Below are 24,162 nucleotides of genomic sequence, written 5' to 3'. Positions count from 1 at the left end.
TCTAACGGAGAACGATTGGTGCGTTATTACACACAGTGTGTAGAAGCGAAATGCGTGCACCTCATGAGTCGAGCCGCTGCTGTCCCTCGAACACGATAGCGCGCATGCGCCGCACCCTCGGCGGGATGACCCGGCGTCGCGCGAGCGCCCACGGAAGCGCTGCGAACATGGCCGCCGCGTCGCGCAACAAGGTTCCTTCGCGGCGCATGAGCACGAGTGCGCGCAGCGTCGCGCGCCATGCCTCGTGCATGGGGAGCCGCAGCCACGCGATCCACGCGGCGTTGCGGGCGAGCAGGCGCCTGCGCCGCGCGCTGTCGCGCAATGTCGAAGGATGGTGATGGACAACGAGATCGTCCGCATAGACGATGGCGAGGCCGCTTGCAAGGACATCTAGCGCGACGAGCTCTTCTTCGCCGCCGATGAAAAGCTTTGGCTCGTAGCCGCCGGCGCGCCGGAACACAGCGGTGCGGAATACGCTTGCGCCGGCCATGTAGCCGATCAACGCGGGACCGGGCAAGGCGGGCGTGCCAAGCGGACTTGCCTGCATCAAGGCGCAGGTTTCGTCGAATGCTTCGTCTTCGCCAACGACCACGCGTGCGCTCAATACGCCGACCTTCGGCCATGCGTCGAGAATAGAAACCGCGCGGTTCAGCGAGTTTGCTTGCCACCAGGTGTCGTCGTCGCAAAAGGCAACGTAATCAGTCGCCACGCACGCGACACCCAGGTTGCGTCCGGCCGCACCAAGATTCGCTTCGGAGCGGACGACGCGTACGGAAGGGTAGCGCAACGATACGCGTTGAGCGGTGCCATCGGTCGATGCGTTATCGACGAGTATGACACTCGGGCGGTCAGGAAGCGCAACGAGCTTCGCCAGTGTGTCCAGGACCTGCTCGACGCGATTGTGCGTCAGGACGACGACGGTCACGCGAGCGGCGTTCATCGGCGCCGCCCTCATTGCGTTGCAAGGCCAAGGCGCCAATAGCGTTCACCGGCAAAGACATCGTCGTAGCCGTGCGGGCCGAACGCTTTCAGTTGACTTTCGTAAGCGGCGACGGCCTTGCGTTTCGGCTGCACGGAATACTCACCGCCGATCTCGGGCGTCGCCGTGATTCCATGGGCCAACAGGTCTGCCAGGCGTTGCTGCAGGAGTCCGTCCATCCGGCGGTACAGTGCGTCCTCGTAAGCGATGCAAGCGAGTCCGCGCGAACTGCGCCACGCATTTCGGCACGCCAGGTGCACGAGGACGTGATCGGAGTGATAAAGGCCGAGCGGAATAACGAGGGTCGCGGGCTCGTTCGAACGAATAATCGTGCCCAGTGCGCGTTCTACGGCACCGACGGTCGGTGCATCACCGTAGGGGACGTACTGCGCGTCAAGAAAATTCAGGCGTTCGCGCGTCGCGCCGAGCACATCGAGCGCCCGGTCGTCCTCTGCGATGCGTTCTCGCATCGCCTGGCGTGCATCGCTAAAGCCGCATTGACGGTCCCAGTCCGTCGCGACGTCCGCGTCGGGACAGCCGGCGAAAACGGTGCACACGCGCGCGCCGCCGATCGACGCGATCCACGCGCCGCAACTGAAGACGGCGTCGTCGAAGTGTGGCGAGATGACGAGAATGCGTGAAGCTTCGGGCATATCGGAGTCCGGCGCTTAAGGTCTCGGGCGCTTCGCAATCGGCGGGCCCGATGCCTTGCGAGCGGTTGGTGCGACGATTGCTGACTTGCCCGCCGACGACATTCGACTACGCTTGGAAGACGTAGCTCTTCCTGCTGAGGACACCCATGGAGAATGCGCACGCATCGCCGGACCGTGCTGCGGTGAAGCGCCGGATCGCGCTGGATCTCTGGCAAGCCATCTGGCTCTACAAGGCTCAGACCACGGCCGCGGTCGTGTTGATGATCTGCGCGAGGCTCGCCGTCGTCGGCGTACCGCTCGTGCTCAAGCTCATCATCGACGACTTGAGCCAGCCGGCCTCACTGGTGTTTCCGGTTTTCATCGTGCTCGCTTACGCGATCCTGCGCTGGCTCGGAGACGTGCTCAACGAAGCGCGCGACGTCGTGTTCAGCGTCGTCACACAACGCACGGTCGCGTCGTTCACGCAGCGAACCTTCGCGCATTTGCAGAGCATGGGCGCACGCTTTCATGCAAAGCGCGAGACGGGCGCCGTTGTTCGCGACGTGCAAAAAGGCACGGACGGCATCGGCTTTCTGCTCGGCGTCGCGTTGTTCACGATCGTGCCGACGGTCATCGAAATCGGCACGGTGATGGCGATCCTGATGAGCGGCTATGCAATCGGCTTCGTGCTGATCGTCATCGCGACGTTCGTCTCGTATGGCATCTATACGTTCTTCATGACGGGCTATCGCATGAAGTTCCAGCGCGCGGTCAACCGGATCGAGGCGCAAGCCGACAGCCGTCTTGTCGATAGCCTGCTGAACTATGAAACGGTCAAGTACTTCGCGACCGAAACGATGGAGACACGGCGCTTGTCGTCCGTCCTGGACGAATGGGTGAGCGCTCGCACGGCCAATCAACGCGCGCTGACGATCCTGCACGTCGGTCAGAGCACGGTCGTCGCGACGGGCATCGCAGCGGTGATGCTGCTGGCGGCGCAGCATGTCGCGGCGGGCGGGATGAGCGTCGGCGATCTCGTGCTCGTGAATGCGTACATCGTGCAGGCCTGCATGCCGCTCAATACGCTTGGCTTCGTGTTTCGCGAGACCAACGATGCCCTCGTCAATGTCGAGCGCATGTTCGACATTCTGCTGGCGCGCGGCCGCCGCGGCGAAGATATCGACGAAGCCGGCGCGCGGCCGCTCGTCGTTTCTGCCGGCGAGATCGAGTTCGAGAACGTCGAGTTCGGCTATGAGCCGGCGCGGCAGATCGTGCGCGAAGTCACCTTCAACGCGCATGCCGGACGCAAGCTCGCCATCGTCGGCGGCAGCGGCTCGGGAAAGTCAACGCTCGTGAAGCTGCTGTTTCGCTTTTATCAGCCGACGGGCGGTGCGATCCGTATCGACGGACAGGATCTGCGTCATGTCACGCAGCAAAGCCTGCGCGAAGCGGTCGGCATCGTGCCGCAGGATACGGTGCTGTTCAACGATACGATCGGCTACAACATCGCGTATGGGCGGCCGGGCGCGACCCGTGCCGACATCGCCCGCGCGGCGCGCGCCGCTCAACTCGACGACTTCATCGAGCGTCTTCCGGATCACTACGACACGCGCGTCGGCGAGCGCGGCGTGCGGCTCTCGGGCGGCGAGCGTCAACGCATCGCGATCGCGCGCGCGATCCTCAAGGACCCGCGCATCATCGTGTTCGACGAAGCGACTTCGGCCCTCGACACGCGCTCGGAGCGCGCGATTCAGGGCGAGCTTGATCGGCTCGCGCGCGGGCGCACGTCGATCGTGATCGCGCATCGCTTGTCGACCGTTGTCGATGCGGACTGGACGCTCGTCATGGAACATGGCCGCGTCGTCGAACAGGGCACGCACGACGAGCTCCTTTCGCGCGACGGCGTCTACGCGAAGATGTGGTCGCTGCAATGGCAACAGGGCGAACTCGCGCACACGCAAAGGAAGCTCACTGCGCAGCCAGTGAGGCTTGGCACGCTCGTGAGCGGCGTGATCGAAGCATTGCGCGCAGAGATCGCGGAGAAGCGCGTCGATTTTTCCACTGTGGTTGAGCAGAGCGACCTGCTGGTTTGGGGCGATCCCGCCGTGCTGCAACAGGTGATCGCCGATTTGTGCCGCTATGAAATCGCGCGCGCCGCGCCCGGCGATCGCGTGGAATTGCGCTCGGAGCGCAAGCCGAATCATGTGTGGCTGAACGTGCTCGGCGCGAGCGGCGCGCCGGCGGAACTATCGCAGGAAGAGGCCAGGCGTTTCGAGGACGCGCTCGCCGAGGCAGGCGGCAGTTTTACTCTCAGTCCCGTCGGCAATCAGCTATCGTATGTCACGGAGTTGCCGCTGAGTCCCTTTGTCGTTGAAGGGCCTTCATTGCCCGACGAGCTCGCCCGGCTGCCCGCGCGCGAGCGTTCGCTTGCAGGGCTGAGGATCATGGCGATCGACGATGAAGAACAGACACGCGACGCACTCGAAGCTTTGCTGCAGGCGGCCGGCGCGCAGGTACAGCTTGCCGCATCCGGGAGCGAAGCCTATGAGCAGCTTGCAGCAACCCCATCTGCGCGTTGGCCTGACGCGTTACTGGTCGACATCATGCTCGGCGAGGAAAACGGATACGAATTGCTGGGTCGCGCGCGCCGCCTGGAGGAAGAGCGGCGCGTCTCGCCCGATCAGCGGATTCCCGTTATCGCGCTGACAGGCTATGTGCAAACCGAGGACAGCGCGCGCGCGCGTATGGCGGAATTTCAGTTGCATCTGACGAAGCCTGTCGCCGCGGAAGCGTTGATCGACGCCATCCGCCAGGTCGCGCCGACAGCGAAGATCCACGCCGTGAAAAACTAGACGGCAACGTGCTTACTTGTGCAGCCGGTTTCTGAGCGACGCGACGTCGTTCGCCGTGACCGGCCGCGCATCGTTGCCCCACGACGCGCGCACGTAGGTGAGCACCTGCGCGATCTGCACGTCGGTCAACTGTCCGGCGAAGGCGGGCATCGCCTGACGCGGCGGCCCATGCTTGGTCGCGGGACTGTTGCCGCCCTCGACGAGCAGACGGATCAGCGAAGTCGTGTCTTCGCTGATGACCGACGGATTGCCTGCGAGTGCCGGGAACGCGTTCGGAACGCCTTCACCGCGCGGCCCGTGACATTGCGCGCAGAACGACGCGTAGGCGGCTTCGCCCATCGCGGGCGGCGTGTCGGGCGCGCGGGTTTTGAACGCGGGAGCCGCGCCGCTCGCAGCGGACCAGGCGCCGTCCGCCGCGCCGGTCGCCGGCAGGCTCTTCAGATACGTGGCGACCGCGCGCAGATCCGCATCGTCGAGATACTGGAGGCTGTCCTCGACGGTCTGCACCATGCTGCCGAAAGCGACCATTCCGCCGCCATGCCCGGTCTTGAGGAACGATGCGATATCCGCCTCGCCGATGCGCCCGAGGCCCGAGCCAGGATCGGCACGCAGGTTAGGTGCGTACCAGTTGTCGTTCAGTCCGCCGGTCAGATAGTGCTTCGACGATTCGTCGTAACCGCGCTCCTGATAAGCGAGACCGCGCGGCGTGTGGCACGAGCCGCAGTGGCCGAGCGCCTGCACCAGATAGGCGCCGCGGTTCCACGCACCGTTTCGATCGGCGCGTGGCACAAACGTCGCAGACGGCGCAAAGAGCCGCCACCAGATCCCAAGCGCCCAGCGCTGGTTGAATGGAAAGGGTACGCGAGTGCGCGGCGGATCGGTGCTGACCGGAGGCACGCCGTGCATCATGAAGGCGTAGAGCGCGCGCATGTCGTCATCGGTAATCTTTGCGAACGACGGATACGGCATCGCCGGATAGAGCCGCTTTCCGCCCGGCGCGACGCCTTCGCGCAACGCGCGGGCAAAGTCCTCGTAGCTGTAGTTGCCGATTCCATGCTGGCGGTCCGGCGTGATGTTCGTGCTGACGATCGTGCCGAATGGCGAATTCATCCCGAGGCCCCCGGCGTAGGGCGCGCCATGATCGGCGGCGGTGTGGCAGCCGGCGCAATCGGCGGCCTTGGCGAGATAGGCGCCGCGTGCGATCTGCGCTGACGTACCTCCCGTCGCGTCGGGCGCGGCGATTGTGGCGAAGGGCGAGAGCGCGATGACGCAGCCAAGCGCTCGAAGCATGACGCGGCGCATGTCAGCCGTCCCCTATGGACGTATCGACGGAAAGGGCGGGCATGTCCGATCGCGGCGTTGCGCGTCGCGTCAGCCAGCGCATCCCGACCGCCAGTCCGCCCGCGAGATACGCGAGCCCGCCGGGCACCCACATCACGAGGCCGCCCAACTGCTGATCCTGCAAGGGATCGAAGCCCAAGGCACTGGTGCTTTCGATGTAGGACGGATACCACAGACCGGGCGACAGCGTCAGCAATGCGCCGAGCGCGCTCGTATGAACCATTGTCGTGAAGAGCGAGAGCATCGCGTGCGCGTTCCGTTCGCGGCGCAGGGGATTGCCGAACACCGTCCACCAGAAGAGCAGGGCGCTTGCGAGAAAGCTCGCGTGCTGAAGCGTGTGAACTCCGGGACGCGCGAGCGCTGCTTCAAAGAATATCGGCGCATGCCAGACCCAGAGCGCCGCCGCGTGCAAGAGCCATGCAGCGAGCGGCGCGGTGAGCGTGCGCCACGGCCCGCGAATCCATCGCGATCGGATCGCCCGGCCGACGGCGCGCCGCATCGATACGGGCAATGCCCACATCCATACGGCAAGCGGCCTGCCGATCACGCAGAGCGGCGCGGCGACCAGCATCAGCGTTTCATGCTGAAGCATGTGCGCGGAGAAGAGCGCCGACGACAGCGCGTCGAGCGGCGACATGAGCGCTGCAACGAGCGCCAGCCATCCGGACACGAACGCCGCCGCATGCGCGCCGCGCGTCGTGCGGGAGCGGGCGCTGCGCCGGCGCAGACGCGCATAGCCCGCAAGGTAGGCCGCGAGACTCGCGATCATCAGCGCCGCGACCCACGGCTCGAAGGTCCAGCCGAAACGAAGCGTGCCCGAATCGAGCGAGGTCGTCGGCGCGAGCACGTGGGCCACGGCGGCGGCGGGCCATCCGAGCGCCGCCGACACGAGGAGGCGTGCGATCAGCATGGCGCGAGCAGCCATTGCGGTATCGCCATCACGATTACCGATGCGGCCGACAACACGCCCACACCCGTCGCCACAGCCGCCACGAAACCGGCACGCGCGGGCCGCGCCGGGCTGTCTGCGGACGCGTCGTTTCGCGTCGAGCGCCAGCGCAGCCACGCGAAGACCGTCGCGGCGACGCACACCGCCAGGCTCCCCGCGCTCACGCCATTGAGCGGCGCCGCGCTTGCCGCCGGGCAACGCGAGGTCATCGTCCAGACCAGCAGGTAGTTCACGCTCAGGCATGCGAGCGCGACACAGGGCGCGACGATCAGGGCTAACCAGCTTCGCATCGGCTTTCCTCTGCGCGTTCAATAGCGCGGTGTCCAGTAGATCACCGCATAGATCGGCAGCCAGCTCAGAACGACGAAGTACCAGTACAGCGCGTTCTCGCTGACATCCACGAAACGCTTGCCTTCGAACGGCCCGGTGAAGAGCAGGACGGCAAGCACGGCGGTATCGACGGTATCGGTGATGAGGTGTGTCGTGTGCAGTCCGAGCAGCAGCCACACGACCGAACCGTAAGCGTTCGTGTACCAGCTCACGTTGAGCGACGCGAATTCGAAAGCGCGAATGACGAGAAACGCCAACGCGCCCACGAGGCACACGACGAGCCAGATCCTCGCTCGTCTGCGGTCCTCGCGCTCCGCTGCGCGCTTGGCAAACTGATTGGGCACGAGACTCGCGATCAGCACGATCGTATTGAGCGTGCCCCAGAACAGATCGGGGCGCTGCGCGGCCATCGGCCACGCGGGCGCGACGCTGCGCAGATAGAAGTACATCATCACGCCGATGGCGAATACCGTCCCTTCGATCAGCATCAGGCCCATCGTGCTCCACCACATCAGGCTGCGGTGGCCGAAGCCATAAGTGGGAAGATCGCGCACATCGAGCACGAACCGGTCATCGACGCCGGCCTCGCGATGCACGCGAGCCGTGGACGATCCGCTGGCGCGCTTCATGGCTTCTGCTCCCGCGCGACGGCAAGCGCGTTCTCGCGGCGCTTCGGCCAGAACCACGCGGTCATGGCGATAGCGACGGGTACGGACGCCCACACCACCGCCCACGGCGTATAGATCGATCCGATGAAAAGCACGGTCGTCGCGACCGCGCTGACGAACGGCCACACAGACGGCGACGGGAACATCGGCCGGTGATCGGGCACGCCGTCGAGCACGCTCGTTGCGAGCACTTCACGGGCGTCGGCGGCGAGTCCCGCGACGAACGCTGGCTGTGCGCCTCTTTCCCACAACGGATCGCGGCCGTGAACGACCGGCAACGCGTCGAAATTGTGCGGCGGCGGCGGCGACGGCACGCTCCATTCGAGCGTGCCCGCGCCCCAGGGATCGGCTGGCGCCATCGCGCCTCGCCGGCAACTCATCGCCACGTTCACGACAAAGAGCAGCACGCTTAGCGCGATCGTGAAGGCGCCGATCGTCGCCATTAAATTCATGCCGTCCCAGCCCATTCCGTGCGGATAGGTCCACACGCGGCGCGGCATGCCTTGCAGACCGAGCAGATGCATCGGAAAGAACGTGATGTTGAAGCCGATGAAGAAGAGCCAGAAGTTCCAGCGGCCCAGTGTCTCGCCGAGCATGCGGCCCGTGAATTTCGGAAACCAGTAATAGAACGCGCCGAAGAGCGGAAACACCGCGCCGCCGATCAGCACATAGTGCAGGTGCGCCACGACGAAATACGTATCGTGGACCTGCAGGTCGAGCGGCACGGACGCGAGCATGAGACCGGTCAAGCCACCAAGCACGAGGATGAAGAAAAACGCGAGCACGAAGTAAAGCGGCGTCCTGAAGTGAAGACGCCCGGTCCAGAGCGTCGCGATCCAGCAAAAGATCTGCATCGCCGAGGGAATCGCGATCATCAGGCTCGCGGCCGTGAAGAAGCTCTTGCCAAGTTCGGGAAGGTTGGTCGCGAACATGTGATGCACCCAGAGACCGAATGCAAGAAACGCAGTCGCGATCAGTGCGAGCACCATCGCCGGATAGCCGAACACGGGACGCCGCGCGAAGGTAGGAATGATCGACGAGATGAAGCCGAGCGGCGGGATGAAGATCAGATAGACCTCGGGGTGGCCGAAGAACCAGAAGAGATGCTGCCAGAGCAGCACGTCGCCGCCTTTGGCCGGGTTGTAAAAGTGCGTTCCGACCAGCCGGTCGAGGATCAGCGCGGTGCTGCACAGCATGATGGAAGGCATTGCGAAGATCACCATGAACTGCGTGACGAGCGTCGCCCAGACGAAGAGCGGCATGCGGTTGAGCGACATGCCCGGCGCGCGCAGCTTGAAGATCGTCGCGATGAGGACGATCGCTTCAAGCAGACCGGAAAGTTCGGTGAAGGTGATCATCTGCGCCCAGATGTCGGTGCCCTTGCCGACTGCGTAGTCGGGACCCGCGAGCGGTACGTAGCTGAACCATCCGGCGGCGGGCGCCGTGTTTGCCGCCAGCGACGCAAAAAGCAGCACGCCGCCGAACAGGAACATCCAGTACGCGTAGGCGTTCATGCGCGGAAATGCGACGCTGCGCGTACCGATCATCAGCGGGATCAGGAATCCCGCGACTGCTTGCATCACGGGCACGGCGAAGAGGAACATCATCGTCGTGCCGTGCATCGTGAAGAGCTGGTTGTAGAGGCCCGGACCGATCAGCCGCGCGTCGGGGCGTGCAAGCTGCATGCGCATCGCGAGCGCGAGCAGGCCGCCCAGGACGAAGAAGACGAACGTCGTGATGATGAAGCGGCGCGCGATTGTCTTGTGATTGATCGCGGCCAGCGTGCCGATGATGCCGGGCGGATCGCCCCACGTCGCGGCGAGCGCCTCGCATACGCGCTCGGACGGGCGAGGCCCGTCGAACAGGCGTTCGCTTTGGGCGGCCTCGGGTGGGTTGGAATCGGTCATTCGAGCGTGCCGAGATAGGCGACCAGAGCGTCCAGGTCGGAAGGGGAGAGATGGGTCGGCGGCATCATCGCCGAGGGTTTCAGCGCGCCGGGGTCGGCGATCCAGCGAGCGAGCGTCGCGCGATCGTTGACGAGCGTGCCCGCTGCGAGTGTCCGGCGGCTCGCGAGGTGCGAGAGGTCCGGGCCGAGCCTGCCCGTCGCCGACGTCCCCGAAATCGTATGGCAACGCGCGCAGGCGCCCGTCATGAATAGCTCCCGGCCGCGCATGGCGGATTCCCCGGACGGCGCGAGGGCGAGCGCCCGTTGGCGTGCCGCCCAGGCGTCGTAAGCGGCCGGCGGCTCGGCCACGACGAGAAACGCCATCAGTGCGTGTTCGGCGCCGCAGAACTCGGCGCACTGGCCGCGATAGGTCCCGGCGCGATCGGCGCGAAATGAGATCGTGGACTTCTGACCGGGGATCATGTCTTTCTTGCCGTGCAGGCTGGGCGCCCAGAAGGTATGGATCACGTCCGCCGCGACGAGCGATACGACCACCGGCCGCCCGACCGGAACATGCAGTTCGTTCGCAAGCGTGAAGGCGGGCGCGCCGTCCGTCGGGAGATAGCGCGCTTCCCACCACCACTGGTGTCCGGTCAGCTCGATGTGCACCGCGTCGGCGACGGGCAACCGCGAGAGCGCGCGGTCGGTGAGCACATCGGCGATGACGAGTCCTGCGAGCAACACCGCCGAAACGAAAGTCGCGACCATCACGGGCCGTCTGAGGCGCGGCTCGGAGTGCTCGATGCTCCGAAGCTCGGGCGGCGTTGCGCGGTCCGCGCGCGGGGCACGGAGCAGCGCGACGAAGCATGCGAGCAGAATCGCGGCGAAGACGAGCGAGCAGACGGCGAGCGTCAGACGCCAGAGTTCGAGGATATGCGCGGCCTGGACACCGGCCGGCGCGAGCGCGCTCTGAACTTGCGCGTGCGCGATGCGTGTCGCTGCAAGGCAAGCTGCAAGTAGTAACACAGGCGCCGCGCAGCGCCGTGCGACGAGCCTTCTGCGGTGAACGCACAGCGCGGCGAGATTCGGCGGGCGCTTCGGCATGGTCGTGTGACAGCTCGACGAGGTGAGAGGCGGATCGCCGAGCGACAGCCGTCGCCGGCTCACGAATCATGTGCAAATCGTCGACAGCAAATTGTGTACCGCCTGCTCCTCAACGTTCTTCAGATTCCTGCGAGAGACTGCATTCTTCGGACGACGCGAACTCTGTCGTCGTGCCGCTCGCTACGCGCAAATACGCCGCCGCAAGCCGGCGCAACTCTTCCTCGCTCGCGTCCTCGATACCGATCAGCTTGTCGCTCGCCGCGCGATGCGATGCGATGAGCTCGTTGAGCTTTAGATGCAAGGCAACGCTGTCCTTGTTCTGGCTTTGCTGGATCAGAAAGACCATGACGAACGTGATGATCGTCGTGCCGGTGTTGATCACGAGTTGCCAGTTCTCGGAGTAATGAAAGAACGGACCCGTGACGGCCCAGACAACGACCGACGTCACCGCCAGCGCAAACGCGAGCGGCGACCCAGCCCAACGGGTGACGGCGCTCGCAAACGCATCGAAGGCGCGTGTGAGCGGGTTGCCCGCAGCATAGGCGGGACTCGATGTGTCCGGTACCGTCTTGAGTTCGTCAGTGGACAGGGGCGGATTGTTGCGCACGGCTCGACTCCTCTATGGTTTAACGAGCCGACAAGCAATACGCATTCCCTTACGTCGACATTTCGTGGACGAAGCCTTCGGTGAAATATGGTCCGTCCCTATTGGCGAGTACACGAGCGAGCCTGTATAACATTCATGAATTACACGTCTTTTTCGCGTGAAAGGGGGACCTCGTGAAATCGCTCTGCCCGGAAACGTTGAACCAGCTTGCCGAACGATGGACGGTCCTCATGAACCAGATCAACCGTCACGTCGGTCCATACCCTGACCAGTTTTATATAGAAGTCGACGCGCTCATTCAGCAGACGGAACACATCGTCAAACCGGATCCGTTTGAGCAGGAAGTGCTGCACGTGGTCGAGAAGCTAGCGGACGATGGCAAGTTGAAAATGGCGCTGTTCCGGTTGCGCGAAGTCATCGATGCGCGGCTCGACGGGCAAAGTTTATAAACGTTCAAATTGATTTGTTTCAGCGACTACGTGAACTCGCGTTCTTGCAAGGGTTGCAAGAACGCGGTTTCAATCGGCGCCCATATTTTCCCGGCGTCAAATTACGGTGCCGAGGTGGGGGTGTCGTCCGCGCGATCGGCGGCATCGTCCGCGGCGTCCTTCAAATCTTCCTTGGCGTCTCCCACTTCCTTTCGCGCTTCGCCGGCAACCTGCTGTGCATCGCCCTTGGCTTCCTGAGCGGGGTCGTCAGTCATTTTTCCGACGCCTTCGTTGATCTTGCCTTTTACCTTCTCTCCAACGCCCTTGACCTGGTCTTCGTTCATGACGACTCTCCGTAATCGCCTGCGGATTGCAGACCCTACGATACCCGCAAGGACAGTGCCAACCTTGGTCGAATCGCTGTGGTGCAAAGCGGAGGGTCGATATGTGCATCGGCCGCGCGCCGCGCGCCCGCAGGCTGACGGCCGTATGAGACGGGCAAGCTTTCGTATAGGGTGAAAGAACGGTTGTCTAATGGTGCGTCCCCTGCGCTTCGTGATGTCATGTGCCTGTGCCGCTCGCGGTGGTAAAGACAGGCGAATGAAGATGACCATGAATTCGATTGAGCGATCTATCAAATCGAATTCCGCCGTTTTGTATCGCCATGTACCTACAGCGTGAATTTCTACACGGAGATTCATCCGCGGCTTTTCCCGACATAACCCAGATACGTTCCGGCGTTCAAATACTTCCACGCCAGCGTATCTGGCCTTGCCAATGCAAATCCTGGCAGATCCACGTTCCTACACACGTTATCGAGGTCGACATCATGAAACTGATCCAATCGCTCATCGTCGCAGCAGCCGTTGCCGTGCCCGCGCTTTCGTTTGCGCAATCGAACCACGCGCTGACGCGTGCCGACGTCCGGGCGCAACTTGTCGAGTTGCAGAAAGCCGGCTACAACCCGGCAAGCGACCAGACGCAATACCCGCGCAACATCGAAGCGGCAGAGGCCCGTTTGAATGCCGAGAAGGGCGTGGCAGACGCGTCGTATGGCGGGTCGATCGGCGGTACCTCGGTGTCGGGCGCGGGTGCATCGCACGCAGACGTCGTCGGTCTCGGTCCGGTCTTCGCCAAGCCCTGAACTTGCTTAGAGGGCACGCCCTATCGAAGTCTGCCGCAAGAAGCGCCGCAAGCGTTCGCTTAGGCGATCGTCGACGCCGCCCGCTTGTGATCGCAACCGGAGTATCTTCAATGCTACGCATACGGACTATGAATGCCGTTTTCTATGCGGTACTGCTAGGGGTTGGCGCGGCTAAATCGATTGCGGCGCCCGCCGATCCGCCCACGTCGCCGATCTATGGTGTGGCCGTTCCGGAAGGCTATAGAAAGTGGGAGATGATCGCGCCGGCCGAGGAAGCGGCGCCTTTAGACGAACTCCGTGTCGTGCTCGGCAATCCGGCCGCGATCAAGGCCATAGAAAGCTCGACGCTTCCGTTTCCCGATGGGACCGTTCTCGTAAAGCTCGCGTATAAGCGCAAGCCTTCGCCTGACTTCGAATCGGCGACGATTCCCGGCAAGCCCACGACCGTGCAGGTCATGGTCAAGGACTCGCGACGGTATGCGTCGACGGGCGGCTGGGGCTTCGGCCGTTTCATCGACGGACAGCCGGCGGACCTGGCGCAGCATCAGACCTGCTTTGCCTGTCACGCGGCGCGTGTGAAGGACCGCGATTATGTTTTCACGCACTTTGCGCCTTGACGCGTCTCGCGCTGGCCCCGCTGCGTAATCAACCCGGCGATCCGCGATCCGCGATCCGGCATTGCGGCGTAGTGCTCCGCCCGCCGCGCTATGATTCGGCTAATTGAAATTCAAGCGACGACAGGCCATGCCAAAGCAAGACAAGCTGCAAACGGGGACGCGCCAGCCGGACCCCGCGCGCGACGAAGCATCGGATGACGACGCCAGCGCGTCGTCATCGACCTACCTCGTACCGGGACTCGAGCGCGGCTTGCGCATCCTCGCCGAATTCTCGGCGCGCGAGCCGGTTCTCGGCGCGCCCGAGTTGTCGAAGCGCATCGGCATCCCGCGCACGACCACGTTCCGTCTGCTTCAAACGCTCGAAGCGCTCGGTTTTCTCGAACGCGTGAACGGCGACCGCAATTTCCGGCTCGGCGTCGCGGTGCTGCGGCTCGGCTTCGAATACATGAGTTCGCTCGAACTCACCGATTTCGCCACGCCCGTCCTTGAACGGCTGCGCGCCGCGACCGGCCTGACGACGCACCTTCTGATCCGCGATCAGCGCGATGTCGTGTTCGTCGCAAAGTCGCAAAGTCACGAGCCGATGTTCAGTTCGGTGAAGGTGCATGTCGGCACGCGGCTGCCCGCGCACGCGACGGTTCACGGCCACGTCCTGATGGGCGATCTGACGCTCGACGCGCTACGCCAGCTCTATCCCGAGCACAAGCTCGAGCAGTTCACCGAACGCACGCCCGCGAGCGTCGAAGAACTCGACGAACGCGTGCGCGAATGCGCGGCGCTCGGCTTCGGATTGAGCGAAGCATCGTTTGAACGCGGCATTTCGGTGGTCACGGCGCCGGTGCGGGATCGCACGGGCGCGATCGTGGCGGCGATCACCGTGACCGTGCCGCGCTCGGAGATCAGTTCGTCGGAAGACGAAAAAAACCAGCTCGTTGAAACGGTGTGCGGCGCAGCGCTCGAACTCTCGGCGCGCCTCAACTATCGCCCCGGCGCGAGCGATCCCACCGCCGCGCTCGCCCGCCGCAACGCGGCAGCGGCGAGCTGAAGCCGTCGACGCATCCCGCTCAGAACGAGTGGTGAATGCCCGCGAGCACGATCACCTGATTGGCCGTGCTCGATACTCCCGCCGTGAAGAACGCGCCCTTCGCGCCCGACGAGCCATGCTCGTACAGCGCGTTCACATAAAGCTGCGTCGACTTCGAGAGCAGGTAGATGTCGCCGATCTCGAACTGCGTCCAGCGCATGCCGTCGAAGGTCGTCGTCGCCGCGCCGCCGGCGATCCAGTTCGTCGGGATCATCTTGTAGGTGGCGCCGGCATCGTAGGTCTGATACGTGTTCGAAAACCCGTTCGATTCCAGCTTCACGCGCGTGTAAAGCCCGTGCACGGTCACGTTGCCGATGTCGTATGAGACGCCCGCGCCCATATTCTGCAGCTTGTCGGCGACGTAGGTCGCGGCGGGCTGGCCCTGAAACGTGGTGATGCCGGTCGTCACGATCGAAGGCGTGCGGTTGTGCTCGTTCGAATACGTCGCCGCCGCCTTGAACGGACCGTTCTGATACGTCACGCCGAAGCCGAGCGTCTTGCCAAACGAGAAGTCCGTCGTGTTGCCGAGGCCCATCATCGCGCCGAACGTGAAGCCGCCGAAACTCGCCGAGCGGAACTTGGCCGAGTTGTCGTAGGGGACGACGCCGGTATCCGCGAGCGCGTCGATATTGCCCGGGTGGAACGCGTACCAGCTTGCCGCGAGATAGGCGGTGGAGAGCGGGCCGAGCATGTCGAAGCTGAACGGCGTCTGGTGCCCGAACGTCAGCGTGCCGACGTTGTCCTTGCTCAAGCCCAGGTAGGCCTGCCGGTTCCACAGCGTGCCGGCTTTCGCGAAATTGCCGGTGTTCGTGTAGAAGCCGTTTTCCAGTTGCGCGACCGTTTTGTAGCCGCCGCCGAGATCCTCGACGATCCTGAGGCCCCAGCGATCGGGCTGCATGTTGCCCTGTTCCTCGATCCACTTCGGATGGCCGCCCGCGTTGTTGATGTACGCGACGCCGGCGTCCAGACTGCCATACAGCGTCACGCTGCTTTGCGCCGCTGCGCCCGATGCAATGCCGGCTCCGATCAGCCCGGCCGCGATGATGTGCTTCACCCTTTGTTCTCCTAGCCTGTATTTCACATCGGCGGGACCTTCTCCGCCGCTCCAGTGCCCCGTTCTCCTCGCATGGATCGCCTGCATCCGCGCTCGCCAGACATCGTGTTTTATGTTCCATATATGGTGTGATGTACTGCCTATGGAAAGTATAGTGAGGCGGAACGCGAGAAAAAATAAAAATTTTGAGCGGCCAGGAAGCAGTAAAAACGACGCGTGAGCGGGCGCGCAATATGCGGCTGAACCTTACAGAATATGGCTCAGAGCACCTTCTCGGTGCGACAGAACGGCTATCGGCGAGGCATTTTTGAGAAGCGGAGTCGGTGTTTTCACCTAGCCGGCAAGTTTCTATTTTTTTCCGGCGAGACGACTCCTATAATGCCCATACATAAACTAGTGTTCCGTAGATGGAACATAGTCGAACCAGAGAAAGGGTGAAAGATGTCTGAACAATGGCGCTGCGCCGGACATGCCGGTGACTTGTCGGAAGACGCTCCGATCGAATTCAAGCTCGACGACGGCGTGGAAGTCGGGATCTACAAAGTGGGCGACGACGTGTACGCGCTCGAGAACGTCTGTCCGCATGCATTCGCGCTGCTAACGCAGGGTTTCATCGACGGAGACACGGTCGAATGTCCGCTGCACGAGGCCGTGTTCCACATCCCGACCGGCAAATGCCTGAAAGAGCCCGGCGGCCGCGACCTGAAGATGTATTCGGTGCGGCTTGCCGGTGAAGAAATCCAGATCAAGGTGGAATGACATGCGAGAGGTCGCCGTGAACTTCAATCCGTTACTCAAGCCGTGGCTCGCGCCGCAGCCGAACAACGTCGCCGGCAAGGGCGTCATCGAAAAGCCGGGTGAAACCGAAAACTTTATCTGGCAGACGCGCAAGGCCGAGCCGACCCAGTACGAAAACGACTTCGGCGATGCGCTCGAACAAGTGTTCGAAGCCGGCGCGCTGGAACTCGAACAGGTCGTCGAAGGCTTGAACCGTATCGGCTTTCGCACGCCCGAGGGCAGCGCGTGGAGCGCCGAGCGGCTCGCCGCGGAACTGCGCACGCTGGCCGACTGACCGCGGCATCCAACGAACAGATTTCGGAGTTTCTTCATGACGTCCCCCCAAACAAGCAACGTCGCAGCCGATCCGGTCCAGGCCTATCTCGATCGCGGACTGCGCAACTACTGGTATCCCGTCGCGCCGAGCTGGCAGGTCGCCAACGCGCCGATCGGCCTCACGCGCCTCGGCGACCAGATCGTCCTCTGGCGCGATCAGGAAGGCAAAGTCCATGCGCTCGAAGACCGCTGCCCGCATCGCGGCGCGCGCCTGTCGCTCGGATGGAACCTCGGCGGCAGCGTCGCGTGCTGGTATCACGGCATCGAAGTGGATGGCGGCGGTGTCGTGCAGAAGGTGCCGGCGGTATCGGCGTGTCCGCTCGAAGGGCAGAAGTGCGTGAAGTCGTATCCGGTCGAGGAACATGCGGGCGCGATCTTCCTCTGGTTCGGCGACGAAGCGAACAAGGAACCGGCGCCGCTCGTGCTGCCGGAAGAGCTCGTCGGCGACGAATACGCGAGCTTCCTCTGCATGTCGCACTGGAAGTGCAATTACCAGTACGCGATCGACAACGTGATGGACCCGATGCACGGCGCGTATCTGCACGCGACATCGCATTCGATGGCCGAAGGCGACAAGCAGGCCGACATGCGCGTGCGCAAGACCGATACGGGCCTGATGTTCGAAAAGGTCGGCCAGCGCGACGTGAACTTCGACTGGGTGGAACTCGGCGAAACCGGCTGCCTCTGGATGCGCCTCGCGATTCCGTACAAGAAGAAGTTCGGCCCGGGCGGCAACTTCGGGATCATCGGCTTCGCCACGCCCGTCGACGAAGACAACTGCCAGGTGTACTTCTGGCGCACGCGCAAGGTCTCGGGCTGGCAGCGCGATGCGTGGCGCTTCCTGTATCGCAATCGCCTGGAAGGGCTGCACTGGGCCGTGCTCGAACAGGACCGCTACGTTCTGGAAAGCATGGCGCCGAACGCGCGCGATCACGAGTTTCTTTATCAGCACGATGTCGGCATGACGCGCGTGCGGCGCATGTTCAAGCAGCGCGGCCAGCAGCATCTCGCGGCGCTCGAAGCACATCGCGCGGAGCAGGCTCATGCATGACGCGCTCGAAGGCCGGCGCGTCTTCGTGACGGGCGGTGCGCGCGGACTCGGCGCGGCGTTCGTCACGGCGCTCGCTGAAAGCGGCGCGCATGTCGCGTTCGGCGACGTGCTCGAAGCCGAAGGCCGGGCGCTCGCGGAGTCGCTCCACGGTGCGGGCCGCGTCGCGCATTTCGTCCCGCTCGATCTCACCGATCCGGCGAGCGTCGAAGCGTGCATCGCGACGAGCGTGGAGAAGCTCGGCGGCCTCGACGGCCTGATCAACAACGCGGCGATCACGAACTCGGGCGGCGAGTCCGCCGACGAGCTTTCGACCTCGACGTGGGACGCCGTGATGAACGTCAACGTGCGCGGCACCTGGCTCGCGAGCACGGCGGCGCTGCCGCATCTGCGCGACTCGAAGCGCGGGGCCATCGTGAACATCGCATCGGACACGGCGATGTGGGGCGCGCCGAAGCTGCTCGCTTACGTCGCGAGCAAGGGCGCCGTGATCGCGATGACGCGTTCGCTCGCACGCGAATTCGGCGCGCACGGCGTGACGGTCAACGCGATCGCGCCGGGCCTGACCGAAGTCGAGGCGACCGCTTACGTCCCGGCCGAGCGCCACGAGTATTACCTGAAGGGCCGCGCACTGACCCGCGCGCAAGTTCCCGACGACGTGAACGGTCCCGTGCTGTTCCTGTTGTCCGACGCGGCGCGCTTCGTCACCGGCCAGTTGCTGCCGGTGAACGGCGGCTTCGTCATGAATTGATTGATTGTGTATAGCTGACTAGGAGAGATCGATGGCGGATGCAGATATCGAACGCAAGTCGTGGGAGCAGCCGGTAGGCGCGAGCTTCGCGCAGTGGATGGACACGCGCGTCGCGCGGCTCGAAACCCGCAAGTATGACTGGGACGCGCTCAAGTTCCAGGCCGATTACGACCCGAAGTACCGCCGCGCGCAAATGCGCTACGTCGGCACGGGTGGCACGGGCGTGGCGAAGGACGTGAACACGGTCCCCGCCGGCGGCTTCACGTTTTCGACGATGGTCATCCCCGCGGGCAACATCGGCCCGAGTCATATCCACATGGATGTCGAAGAGATCTTCTTCGTGATTCGCGGAAAGATGAAGGTGATCTGCGAGAAGGACGGCGAGACGTGGGAGACGATCGTCGGCGAGCGCGACCTGATTTCGGTGCCGCCCGGCGTGTATCGCACGGAAGTGAACATCGGCGAGGAAGACGCGCTGATGTGCGTGATGCTCGGCGCACCGAAGCCGATCACGCCGACCTATCCGCCGGATTCGCCGCTCGCCAGGCTGAAGCGCTAAGACCATGACCGCGCACACGCTCACTCACGCCGGCGCGCTCGCTTCGTTTCCCGAAGCGCGCATCGAAACCGCGCGTCGCACGATCGGTTATCGCGAGGCAGGTGCGACGCATCTGCGCACCCTGCCGGTCGTGCTGCTGCATGGCATCGGATCGGGCGCGGCTTCGTGGGTGCGGCAGATGGAAGCGCTCGGCGCGACGCGGCGCGTGCTCGCATGGGATGCGCCGGGGTACGGCGCATCGACGCCGGTCGCGGCCGCGTCGCCGGTCGCAGCGGACTATGCGGCGGCGCTGGCGGATTGGCTCGATGCGCTCGACATCGAACGCTGCGTGCTGGTCGGGCATTCGCTCGGCGCGATCATCGGCGGGGCGTTTGCGGCGCGGCATGCATCGCGCGTCGCGGGCTTGTTGCTCGTGTCGCCGGCGGGCGGCTATGGCGCGGCATCGGCTGAAGAGCGCGAAGCGAAGCGCGATGCGCGTCTCGCGATGCTTGCCGAACTCGGTCCGCGCGGTCTTGCCGACACCCGCAGCGCGAACATGCTCTCGGCGCACGCAAGCGACGAAGCACGCGACTGGGTGCGCTGGAACATGGCGCGCATCGTCCCGCACGGCTACGCGCAGGCGACGCATCTGCTTGCCAACGCCGACCTCGCCGCCGACTTGCAGGGCTATCGCGGACGCGTTGCGGTCGCCGTCGGCGCCGACGACGCGATCACGCCGCCCGCCGCGTGCGAGCGCATCGCGAACGTCGCGGGCGTGAGTCTGCAAGTGATCCCGCACGCGGGACACGCGGGCTACGTCGAAACACCCGCCGCCTACACGACGCTGATCGACGCGTTCTGCGGGGCCGGCGATGCACAACGGAGCAATTGAATGACACCCGACACGATCGGCGCCGCATCGGACGATGCGGACAAAGCCGACACGAACTACATGGTGCCGGGCCTCGAACGCGGTCTCAAGATCCTGACCGAGTTCTCGCCGCGCGAGCCGGTGCTGGGCGCGCCTGAATTGTCCAAGCGCCTGAAGATTCCGCGCACGACGGTGTTTCGTCTTTTGCAGACGCTCGAATCGCTCGGCTTTCTCGAACGCGCCGACAAGGATCGCAACTACCGGCTCGGCGTTTCGGTGCTGCGGCTCGGCTTCGAGTACCTGAGTTCGCTCGAACTGACCGACCTCGGCCTGCCGATCATCGAGAGTCTGCGCGACACCACGGGCTTGACGAGCCACATCCTGATCCGCGATGGCCGCGATGTCGTGTTCGTCGCGAAGGCGCAGAGCCACGCGCCGATTTTCAGCTCGGTGAAGGTGAACGTCGGCACGCGGCTACCCGCTCACGCAACGACACACGGTCACGTGCTGATGGGCGACCTGTCGCTCGATGAACTGCGCGCGCTGTATCCGGAGAAGCCGCTCGAACGCTTCACGAAGCTCACGCCGGAGACGGTCGAAGCGCTTTACGAGCGCGTTCGCGAAGACGCCGAGCGCGGTTACGCGATCAGCCAGTCGTCGTTCGAGCGGGGGATTTCGGTCGTCACGGCTCCGGTGCGCAACGACACGGGACGCATCGTCGCCGTCATCGCGACGACGATCCCGCGCCCGGAAATCGACGCGACGCTCTTCGACAGCGGCCTCGTCGACAAGGTGCGCAACGCGGCGGGCGAACTCTCGCGGCGGCTGAATTACCGGCCGGCGGCGGAAAGCAAATACATGAAGTCATTGGGGTTGCAATGATCCAGATCGATCTCACAGGACAAGTGGCGGTGGTGACGGGCGGCTCGTCCGGCATTGGCCTCGCGACGGCGGAACTCTTCCTGCGCGCGGGCGCGTCTGTTGCGATTTGCGGACGCAACGCGGAGCGCCTGAACGCGGCGCAGGCATCGCTCACGGCGCAGTTTCCGCAGGCGCAACTGCTGGCGGCGCGCTGCGACGTGCTCGATGCCGACGACGTCACGGCCTTCGCCGCGCAAGTCGCGCAACGTTTCGGCCGCACCGACATGCTGGTGAACAACGCGGGGCAAGGGCGCGTATCGACCTTCGCCGACACCACCGACGACGCCTGGCGCGAAGAACTCGAACTGAAGTACTTCGGCCTGATCCGCCCGACGCGCGCGTTCCTGCCGATGCTGCGCGAGGCCGAAGCGCCGTCCATCGTCTGCGTGAATTCGCTGCTCGCGCTGCAGCCTGAGCCGCACATGGTCGCGACTTCGTCGGCGCGCGCGGGGACGTTGAGCCTCGTGAAGTCGCTCGCGAGCGAACTCGCGCCGCAGCGCGTCCGCGTGAATTCGATCCTGATCGGCATCGTCGAGTCGGGGCAATGGCGGCGGCGTTTCGCGGAGCAGGCCGCGCCGGGTCAAAGCTGGGAAGAATGGACCGCCGAACTCGCGCGCAAGAAAAACATTCCGCTCGGCCGCTTCGGACGTCCCGAAGAAGCGGCGCAGGCGCTTTTTTATCTGGCTACGAACCTGTCGTCGTACACGACCGGTAGTCACATCGATGTTTCTGGAGGCGTTGCACGACATGTCTAACACAACCACCGTCGGCGAACTGATCGCCGCCTTTCTCGAACAATGCGGCGTGCGCACGGCGTTCGGCGTGATCTCGATTCACAACATGCCGATCCTCGACGCGATCGGCCAGCGCGGCAACATCCGCTATGTCGGCGCGCGCGGCGAAGCGGGCGCGCTCAACATGGCCGACGGGCTCGCACGCGTCTCGGGCGGTCTCGGCGTCGCATTCACGTCGACGGGCACGGCTGCCGGCAACGCGGCGGGCGCGATGGTCGAAGCGCTGACCGCGGGCACGGCGCTCCTGCACATCACCGGGCAGATCGAAACCGAGTACCTCGATCGGGACCTCGCGTATATCCACGAGGCGCCGGATCAGCTGTCGATGCTGTCGTCGATTTCGAAGGCGGCGTTCCGCGTGCGCTCGGTCGAAACCGCGCTGCCGACGATCCGCGAAGCCGTGCGCGTGGCGCAAGCCGCGCCGAGCGGTCCGGTGAGCGTCGAAATTCCGATCGACATCCAGGCCGCGCACATCGAATGGCCCGCCGATCTCGCCGCGCCGCACGTCACGACGCTCACGCACGACAGCGCGCGCGTCGAGCAGCTCGCCGATGCATTGGTGCGCGCGAAGCGTCCGCTCTTGTGGCTCGGCGGCGGCACGCGCCATGCGCGCGCGGCGGTCGAACGGCTCGTCGCGCTCGGTTTCGGCGTGGTCACGAGCGTGCAGGGGCGCGGCGTGCTGCCGGAAGATCATCCGGCAACGCTCGGCGCGTTCAACGTGCACCCGGCGGTGGAAAGCTTCTACAGGACGTGTGACGCGATGGTCGTCGTCGGCTCGCGTCTGCGTGGCAACGAGACGCTGAAATACAAGCTCACGCTGCCGCAGCCGCTCTATCGCGTCGATGCCGACGCCCTCGCCGACAACCGCGCGTATCGCAACGAACTCTTCGTGCACGGCGACGCGGCCTCAGTCCTCGACGATCTCGCGACGCGCCTCGAAGGCCGTCTTTCGATCGATCCGAAGTTCGCCGGCGACCTCGCCGCCGCGCGCGAAACCGCCGTCGCCGATGTGGCGAAGGGGCTCGGGCCGTACAAGCGTCTGGTCGAATCGTTGCAGCGTGCGGTGGGCCGCGATTACAACTGGGTCCGCGACGTGACGATCTCGAACAGCACGTGGGGCAATCGTCTGCTGAAGGTGTTCCAGCCGCGCGCGGGCGTGCATGCGCTCGGCGGCGGCATCGGGCAGGGCATGCAGATGGCGATCGGCGCGGCGCTGGCGGAATCGGCGGTGAAGACCGTGTGCCTCGTCGGCGACGGCGGGCTGATGGTGAACGTCGGCGAACTCGTCACGGCCGTGCAGGAAAAGGCCAACGTGATGATCGTGCTGATGAACGACCAGTGCTACGGCGTGATTCGCAACATCCAGGACGCGCAGTACGGCGGCCGCCGCATGTTCGTCGACCTGCACCAGCCGGACTTCGCCCAGTTCTGCGCGAGCTTCGGCATGACGCACCGGCGCATCTCGTCGCTCGATCATGCCGACGACATCATCCGCGAAGGGCTGGCAATCGACGGCCCGGTGCTGGTGGAAGTGGACATGCTGTCGGTCGGTTCGTTCGCGACCGCGTTCGCGGGTCCCCCCGTCAAGAAGGAAGAGCCGAAGGAGCCGGAATATGCGTAACGCGCACGCTCCGCACGCCGCGATCGACGTCGCGATGATCGGCTTCGGCGCGATCGGCTCGGCGGTGTATCGCGCGGTCGCAGCCGATCCGCAAGTGCGCGTCTCGCACGTGATCGTGCCCGAGCGCTACATGGCGCAGGTACGCGAAACCGTCGGCGCGAACGTCGATGTCGTCTCGTCGGTCGATGCACTCAGCAGCCATCCGCAGTTCGCGCTCGAATGCGCGGGGCATAGCGCGCTCGTCGACCACGTCGTGCCGTTGCTGAAGTCGGGCACGGACTGCGCGGTTGCCTCGATCGGCGCGCTCTCCGACATGAGCCTGCTCGACGCGCTCTCGAACGCGGCCGGCGAAGGCGCGGCGACGCTCACGCTGCTCTCGGGCGCGATCGGCGGCGTCGATGCGCTCGCCGCGGCGAAAGAGGGCGGCCTCGACGAAGTGCTGTACACGGGCCGCAAGCCGCCGACCGGCTGGCTCGGCACGCCCGCCGAAGACCTCTGCGACCTGCGCGCGCTCACCGAGGCGCGCGTGATCTTCGAAGGCAGCGCGCGCGACGCGGCGCGGCTCTATCCGAAGAACGCGAACGTCGCGGCGACGATCGCGCTCGCGGGCCTCGGCCTCGATCAGACGATCGTGCGTCTGATCGCCGATCCGGCCGTCGAGCGCAACGTGCATCGCATTGTGGCGCGCGGCGCGTTCGGCGAGATGTCGCTGGAGATGAGCGGCAAGCCGTTACCCGACAACCCCAAGACCTCCGCACTGACGGCGTTCAGCGCGATTCGCGCGCTGCGCAATCGCGCGGCCCGCTGCGTGATTTGAGCGAAGCGCCGAGC

26 protein-coding genes are annotated in these 24,162 nt (G+C 64.7%); 15 read left to right on the top strand and 11 right to left on the bottom strand.

Annotated elements, in window-relative coordinates:
• Positions 1-61: 61 nt before the first annotated feature.
• On the bottom strand, positions 62-940 hold the full coding sequence (locus QCE48_RS16030) for a glycosyltransferase family 2 protein (RefSeq protein ID WP_404982602.1): 879 nt from the start codon (positions 938-940) through the stop codon (positions 62-64).
• Between the two features lie 11 nt (positions 941-951).
• Positions 952-1,632: a PIG-L family deacetylase gene (locus QCE48_RS16025; RefSeq protein WP_309784807.1), complete on the bottom strand. Its 681-nt coding sequence runs from the start codon at positions 1,630-1,632 to the stop codon at positions 952-954.
• Positions 1,633-1,778: 146 nt separating this feature from the next.
• On the opposite strand from QCE48_RS16025, the gene QCE48_RS16020 reads away from it, so the two are divergent.
• Entirely contained in the window at positions 1,779-4,463 is a 2,685-nt protein-coding gene (locus tag QCE48_RS16020) for an ATP-binding cassette domain-containing protein (protein ID WP_309784806.1), read from the top strand.
• A gap of 12 nt (positions 4,464-4,475) precedes the next feature.
• Here QCE48_RS16020 and QCE48_RS16015 read toward each other — a convergent pair whose 3' ends face one another.
• Genes QCE48_RS16015 through QCE48_RS15985 form a run of 7 tightly spaced genes read right to left on the bottom strand, consistent with a single transcriptional unit; the run spans position 4,476 to position 11,347 of the window.
• A complete protein-coding gene (locus QCE48_RS16015) occupies positions 4,476-5,753 on the bottom strand; it encodes a cytochrome c (protein WP_309784805.1) in 1,278 nt (425 codons plus the stop codon).
• A 13-nt stretch (positions 5,754-5,766) separates the two neighbouring features.
• Positions 5,767-6,729: a cytochrome c oxidase assembly protein gene (locus tag QCE48_RS16010; protein WP_309784804.1), complete on the bottom strand. Its 963-nt coding sequence runs from the start codon at positions 6,727-6,729 to the stop codon at positions 5,767-5,769.
• Positions 6,708-7,043: a hypothetical protein gene (locus tag QCE48_RS16005; protein ID WP_309784803.1), complete on the bottom strand. Its 336-nt coding sequence runs from the start codon at positions 7,041-7,043 to the stop codon at positions 6,708-6,710. Before QCE48_RS16005 ends, QCE48_RS16010 begins: the two co-directional genes overlap by 22 nt.
• An 18-nt stretch (positions 7,044-7,061) precedes the next feature.
• Positions 7,062-7,712, bottom strand: coding sequence for a cytochrome c oxidase subunit 3 (locus tag QCE48_RS16000; protein ID WP_309784802.1), 651 nt, complete (start codon positions 7,710-7,712; stop codon positions 7,062-7,064).
• Entirely contained in the window at positions 7,709-9,658 is a 1,950-nt protein-coding gene (gene ctaD, locus QCE48_RS15995) for a cytochrome c oxidase subunit I (protein ID WP_309784800.1), read from the bottom strand. The genes QCE48_RS16000 and ctaD overlap by 4 nt, the downstream gene beginning before the upstream one ends.
• Complete coding sequence (locus QCE48_RS15990; RefSeq protein WP_309784799.1) at positions 9,655-10,803, bottom strand: c-type cytochrome; 1,149 nt, start codon at positions 10,801-10,803, stop codon at positions 9,655-9,657. Before QCE48_RS15990 ends, ctaD begins: the two co-directional genes overlap by 4 nt.
• Positions 10,804-10,849: 46 nt before the next feature.
• On the bottom strand, positions 10,850-11,347 hold the full coding sequence (locus QCE48_RS15985) for a low affinity iron permease family protein (RefSeq protein WP_309784798.1): 498 nt from the start codon (positions 11,345-11,347) through the stop codon (positions 10,850-10,852).
• Positions 11,348-11,577: 230 nt separating this feature from the next.
• On the opposite strand from QCE48_RS15985, the gene QCE48_RS15980 reads away from it, so the two are divergent.
• Positions 11,578-11,796: a hypothetical protein gene (locus QCE48_RS15980; RefSeq protein ID WP_309784797.1), complete on the top strand. Its 219-nt coding sequence runs from the start codon at positions 11,578-11,580 to the stop codon at positions 11,794-11,796.
• A gap of 101 nt (positions 11,797-11,897) precedes the next feature.
• On the opposite strand, the gene QCE48_RS15975 is transcribed toward QCE48_RS15980, so the two are convergent.
• Positions 11,898-12,119: a CsbD family protein gene (locus tag QCE48_RS15975; RefSeq protein WP_309784796.1), complete on the bottom strand. Its 222-nt coding sequence runs from the start codon at positions 12,117-12,119 to the stop codon at positions 11,898-11,900.
• Between the two features lie 485 nt (positions 12,120-12,604).
• On the opposite strand from QCE48_RS15975, the gene QCE48_RS15970 reads away from it, so the two are divergent.
• The 3 genes from QCE48_RS15970 to QCE48_RS15960 all read left to right on the top strand — a co-directional run bounded on the left by QCE48_RS15970 (position 12,605) and on the right by QCE48_RS15960 (position 14,581).
• Positions 12,605-12,919 carry a DUF4148 domain-containing protein gene (locus QCE48_RS15970; RefSeq protein WP_309784795.1) on the top strand — a complete coding sequence of 105 codons (315 nt, stop codon included), beginning with the start codon at positions 12,605-12,607 and terminating at the stop codon, positions 12,917-12,919.
• Between the two features lie 110 nt (positions 12,920-13,029).
• Positions 13,030-13,536 carry a cytochrome P460 family protein gene (locus tag QCE48_RS15965; RefSeq protein WP_404982600.1) on the top strand — a complete coding sequence of 169 codons (507 nt, stop codon included), beginning with the start codon at positions 13,030-13,032 and terminating at the stop codon, positions 13,534-13,536.
• Positions 13,537-13,663: 127 nt separating this feature from the next.
• Positions 13,664-14,581, top strand: a complete 918-nt coding sequence (locus QCE48_RS15960; protein ID WP_309784793.1) for an IclR family transcriptional regulator — start codon at positions 13,664-13,666, stop codon at positions 14,579-14,581.
• Between the two features lie 19 nt (positions 14,582-14,600).
• Here the strand turns inward: QCE48_RS15960 and QCE48_RS15955 are convergent, their stop codons facing one another.
• Positions 14,601-15,674, bottom strand: a complete 1,074-nt coding sequence (locus tag QCE48_RS15955) for a porin (protein ID WP_309784792.1) — start codon at positions 15,672-15,674, stop codon at positions 14,601-14,603.
• Between the two features lie 441 nt (positions 15,675-16,115).
• On the opposite strand from QCE48_RS15955, the gene QCE48_RS15950 reads away from it, so the two are divergent.
• From QCE48_RS15950 to QCE48_RS15905, 10 genes are read left to right on the top strand one after another with little or no spacing between them, the layout of a single operon-like run.
• The gene (locus QCE48_RS15950) at positions 16,116-16,433 is read left to right on the top strand and encodes a non-heme iron oxygenase ferredoxin subunit (protein ID WP_309784791.1); all 318 of its coding nucleotides are present in this window, start codon (positions 16,116-16,118) and stop codon (positions 16,431-16,433) included.
• Position 16,434: 1 nt separating this feature from the next.
• The gene (locus QCE48_RS15945) at positions 16,435-16,746 is read left to right on the top strand and encodes a recombinase-like helix-turn-helix domain-containing protein (protein WP_309784789.1); all 312 of its coding nucleotides are present in this window, start codon (positions 16,435-16,437) and stop codon (positions 16,744-16,746) included.
• 36 nt (positions 16,747-16,782) lie between these two features.
• Positions 16,783-17,838, top strand: a complete 1,056-nt coding sequence (locus tag QCE48_RS15940) for an aromatic ring-hydroxylating dioxygenase subunit alpha (RefSeq protein WP_309784788.1) — start codon at positions 16,783-16,785, stop codon at positions 17,836-17,838.
• Positions 17,831-18,586, top strand: a complete 756-nt coding sequence (locus QCE48_RS15935) for an SDR family oxidoreductase (RefSeq protein WP_309784787.1) — start codon at positions 17,831-17,833, stop codon at positions 18,584-18,586. Before QCE48_RS15940 ends, QCE48_RS15935 begins: the two co-directional genes overlap by 8 nt.
• Positions 18,587-18,617: 31 nt before the next feature.
• Positions 18,618-19,145, top strand: a complete 528-nt coding sequence (locus QCE48_RS15930; RefSeq protein WP_309784786.1) for a cupin domain-containing protein — start codon at positions 18,618-18,620, stop codon at positions 19,143-19,145.
• A gap of 4 nt (positions 19,146-19,149) precedes the next feature.
• Positions 19,150-20,016: an alpha/beta fold hydrolase gene (locus tag QCE48_RS15925; RefSeq protein WP_309784785.1), complete on the top strand. Its 867-nt coding sequence runs from the start codon at positions 19,150-19,152 to the stop codon at positions 20,014-20,016.
• Positions 20,017-20,877, top strand: a complete 861-nt coding sequence (locus QCE48_RS15920; protein ID WP_309784784.1) for an IclR family transcriptional regulator — start codon at positions 20,017-20,019, stop codon at positions 20,875-20,877.
• On the top strand, positions 20,874-21,671 hold the full coding sequence (locus QCE48_RS15915) for an SDR family oxidoreductase (RefSeq protein ID WP_309784783.1): 798 nt from the start codon (positions 20,874-20,876) through the stop codon (positions 21,669-21,671). Before QCE48_RS15920 ends, QCE48_RS15915 begins: the two co-directional genes overlap by 4 nt.
• Positions 21,664-23,331, top strand: coding sequence for a thiamine pyrophosphate-binding protein (locus tag QCE48_RS15910; protein ID WP_309784782.1), 1,668 nt, complete (start codon positions 21,664-21,666; stop codon positions 23,329-23,331). Before QCE48_RS15915 ends, QCE48_RS15910 begins: the two co-directional genes overlap by 8 nt.
• On the top strand, positions 23,324-24,148 hold the full coding sequence (locus QCE48_RS15905) for an aspartate dehydrogenase (RefSeq protein ID WP_309784780.1): 825 nt from the start codon (positions 23,324-23,326) through the stop codon (positions 24,146-24,148). The genes QCE48_RS15910 and QCE48_RS15905 overlap by 8 nt, the downstream gene beginning before the upstream one ends.
• The last annotated feature ends 14 nt before the right edge of the window (positions 24,149-24,162 follow it).

The sequence above is a fragment of the Caballeronia sp. LZ024 genome (assembly GCF_031451455.1).
GTDB lineage: Bacteria > Pseudomonadota > Gammaproteobacteria > Burkholderiales > Burkholderiaceae > Caballeronia > Caballeronia telluris.
The sequence above is the reverse complement of the archived record's forward strand: the minus strand, read 5'-3'. Positions and strand labels throughout refer to the sequence as shown.

Excerpts from the sequence above, each read along its gene's own strand:
- QCE48_RS16015 (WP_309784805.1), bottom strand. The coding sequence starts at position 5,753 with ATGCTTCGAGCGCTTGGCTGCGTCATCGCGCTCTCGCCCTTCGCCACA.
- QCE48_RS15970 (WP_309784795.1), top strand. The coding sequence starts at position 12,605 with ATGAAACTGATCCAATCGCTCATCGTCGCAGCAGCCGTTGCCGTGCCC.
- QCE48_RS15940 (WP_309784788.1), top strand. The coding sequence starts at position 16,783 with ATGACGTCCCCCCAAACAAGCAACGTCGCAGCCGATCCGGTCCAGGCC.
- QCE48_RS16010 (WP_309784804.1), bottom strand. The coding sequence starts at position 6,729 with ATGGCTGCTCGCGCCATGCTGATCGCACGCCTCCTCGTGTCGGCGGCG.
- ctaD (WP_309784800.1), bottom strand. The coding sequence starts at position 9,658 with ATGACCGATTCCAACCCACCCGAGGCCGCCCAAAGCGAACGCCTGTTC.
- QCE48_RS15915 (WP_309784783.1), top strand. The coding sequence starts at position 20,874 with ATGATCCAGATCGATCTCACAGGACAAGTGGCGGTGGTGACGGGCGGC.
- QCE48_RS16000 (WP_309784802.1), bottom strand. The coding sequence starts at position 7,712 with ATGAAGCGCGCCAGCGGATCGTCCACGGCTCGCGTGCATCGCGAGGCC.
- QCE48_RS16025 (WP_309784807.1), bottom strand. The coding sequence starts at position 1,632 with ATGCCCGAAGCTTCACGCATTCTCGTCATCTCGCCACACTTCGACGAC.
- QCE48_RS15910 (WP_309784782.1), top strand. The coding sequence starts at position 21,664 with ATGTCTAACACAACCACCGTCGGCGAACTGATCGCCGCCTTTCTCGAA.
- QCE48_RS16020 (WP_309784806.1), top strand. The coding sequence starts at position 1,779 with ATGGAGAATGCGCACGCATCGCCGGACCGTGCTGCGGTGAAGCGCCGG.
- QCE48_RS15905 (WP_309784780.1), top strand. The coding sequence starts at position 23,324 with ATGCGTAACGCGCACGCTCCGCACGCCGCGATCGACGTCGCGATGATC.
- QCE48_RS15960 (WP_309784793.1), top strand. The coding sequence starts at position 13,664 with ATGCCAAAGCAAGACAAGCTGCAAACGGGGACGCGCCAGCCGGACCCC.
- QCE48_RS16005 (WP_309784803.1), bottom strand. The coding sequence starts at position 7,043 with ATGCGAAGCTGGTTAGCCCTGATCGTCGCGCCCTGTGTCGCGCTCGCA.
- QCE48_RS15965 (WP_404982600.1), top strand. The coding sequence starts at position 13,030 with ATGCTACGCATACGGACTATGAATGCCGTTTTCTATGCGGTACTGCTA.
- QCE48_RS15930 (WP_309784786.1), top strand. The coding sequence starts at position 18,618 with ATGGCGGATGCAGATATCGAACGCAAGTCGTGGGAGCAGCCGGTAGGC.
- QCE48_RS16030 (WP_404982602.1), bottom strand. The coding sequence starts at position 940 with ATGAACGCCGCTCGCGTGACCGTCGTCGTCCTGACGCACAATCGCGTC.
- QCE48_RS15935 (WP_309784787.1), top strand. The coding sequence starts at position 17,831 with ATGCATGACGCGCTCGAAGGCCGGCGCGTCTTCGTGACGGGCGGTGCG.
- QCE48_RS15925 (WP_309784785.1), top strand. The coding sequence starts at position 19,150 with ATGACCGCGCACACGCTCACTCACGCCGGCGCGCTCGCTTCGTTTCCC.
- QCE48_RS15950 (WP_309784791.1), top strand. The coding sequence starts at position 16,116 with ATGTCTGAACAATGGCGCTGCGCCGGACATGCCGGTGACTTGTCGGAA.
- QCE48_RS15975 (WP_309784796.1), bottom strand. The coding sequence starts at position 12,119 with ATGAACGAAGACCAGGTCAAGGGCGTTGGAGAGAAGGTAAAAGGCAAG.
- QCE48_RS15920 (WP_309784784.1), top strand. The coding sequence starts at position 20,017 with ATGACACCCGACACGATCGGCGCCGCATCGGACGATGCGGACAAAGCC.
- QCE48_RS15945 (WP_309784789.1), top strand. The coding sequence starts at position 16,435 with ATGCGAGAGGTCGCCGTGAACTTCAATCCGTTACTCAAGCCGTGGCTC.
- QCE48_RS15980 (WP_309784797.1), top strand. The coding sequence starts at position 11,578 with ATGAACCAGATCAACCGTCACGTCGGTCCATACCCTGACCAGTTTTAT.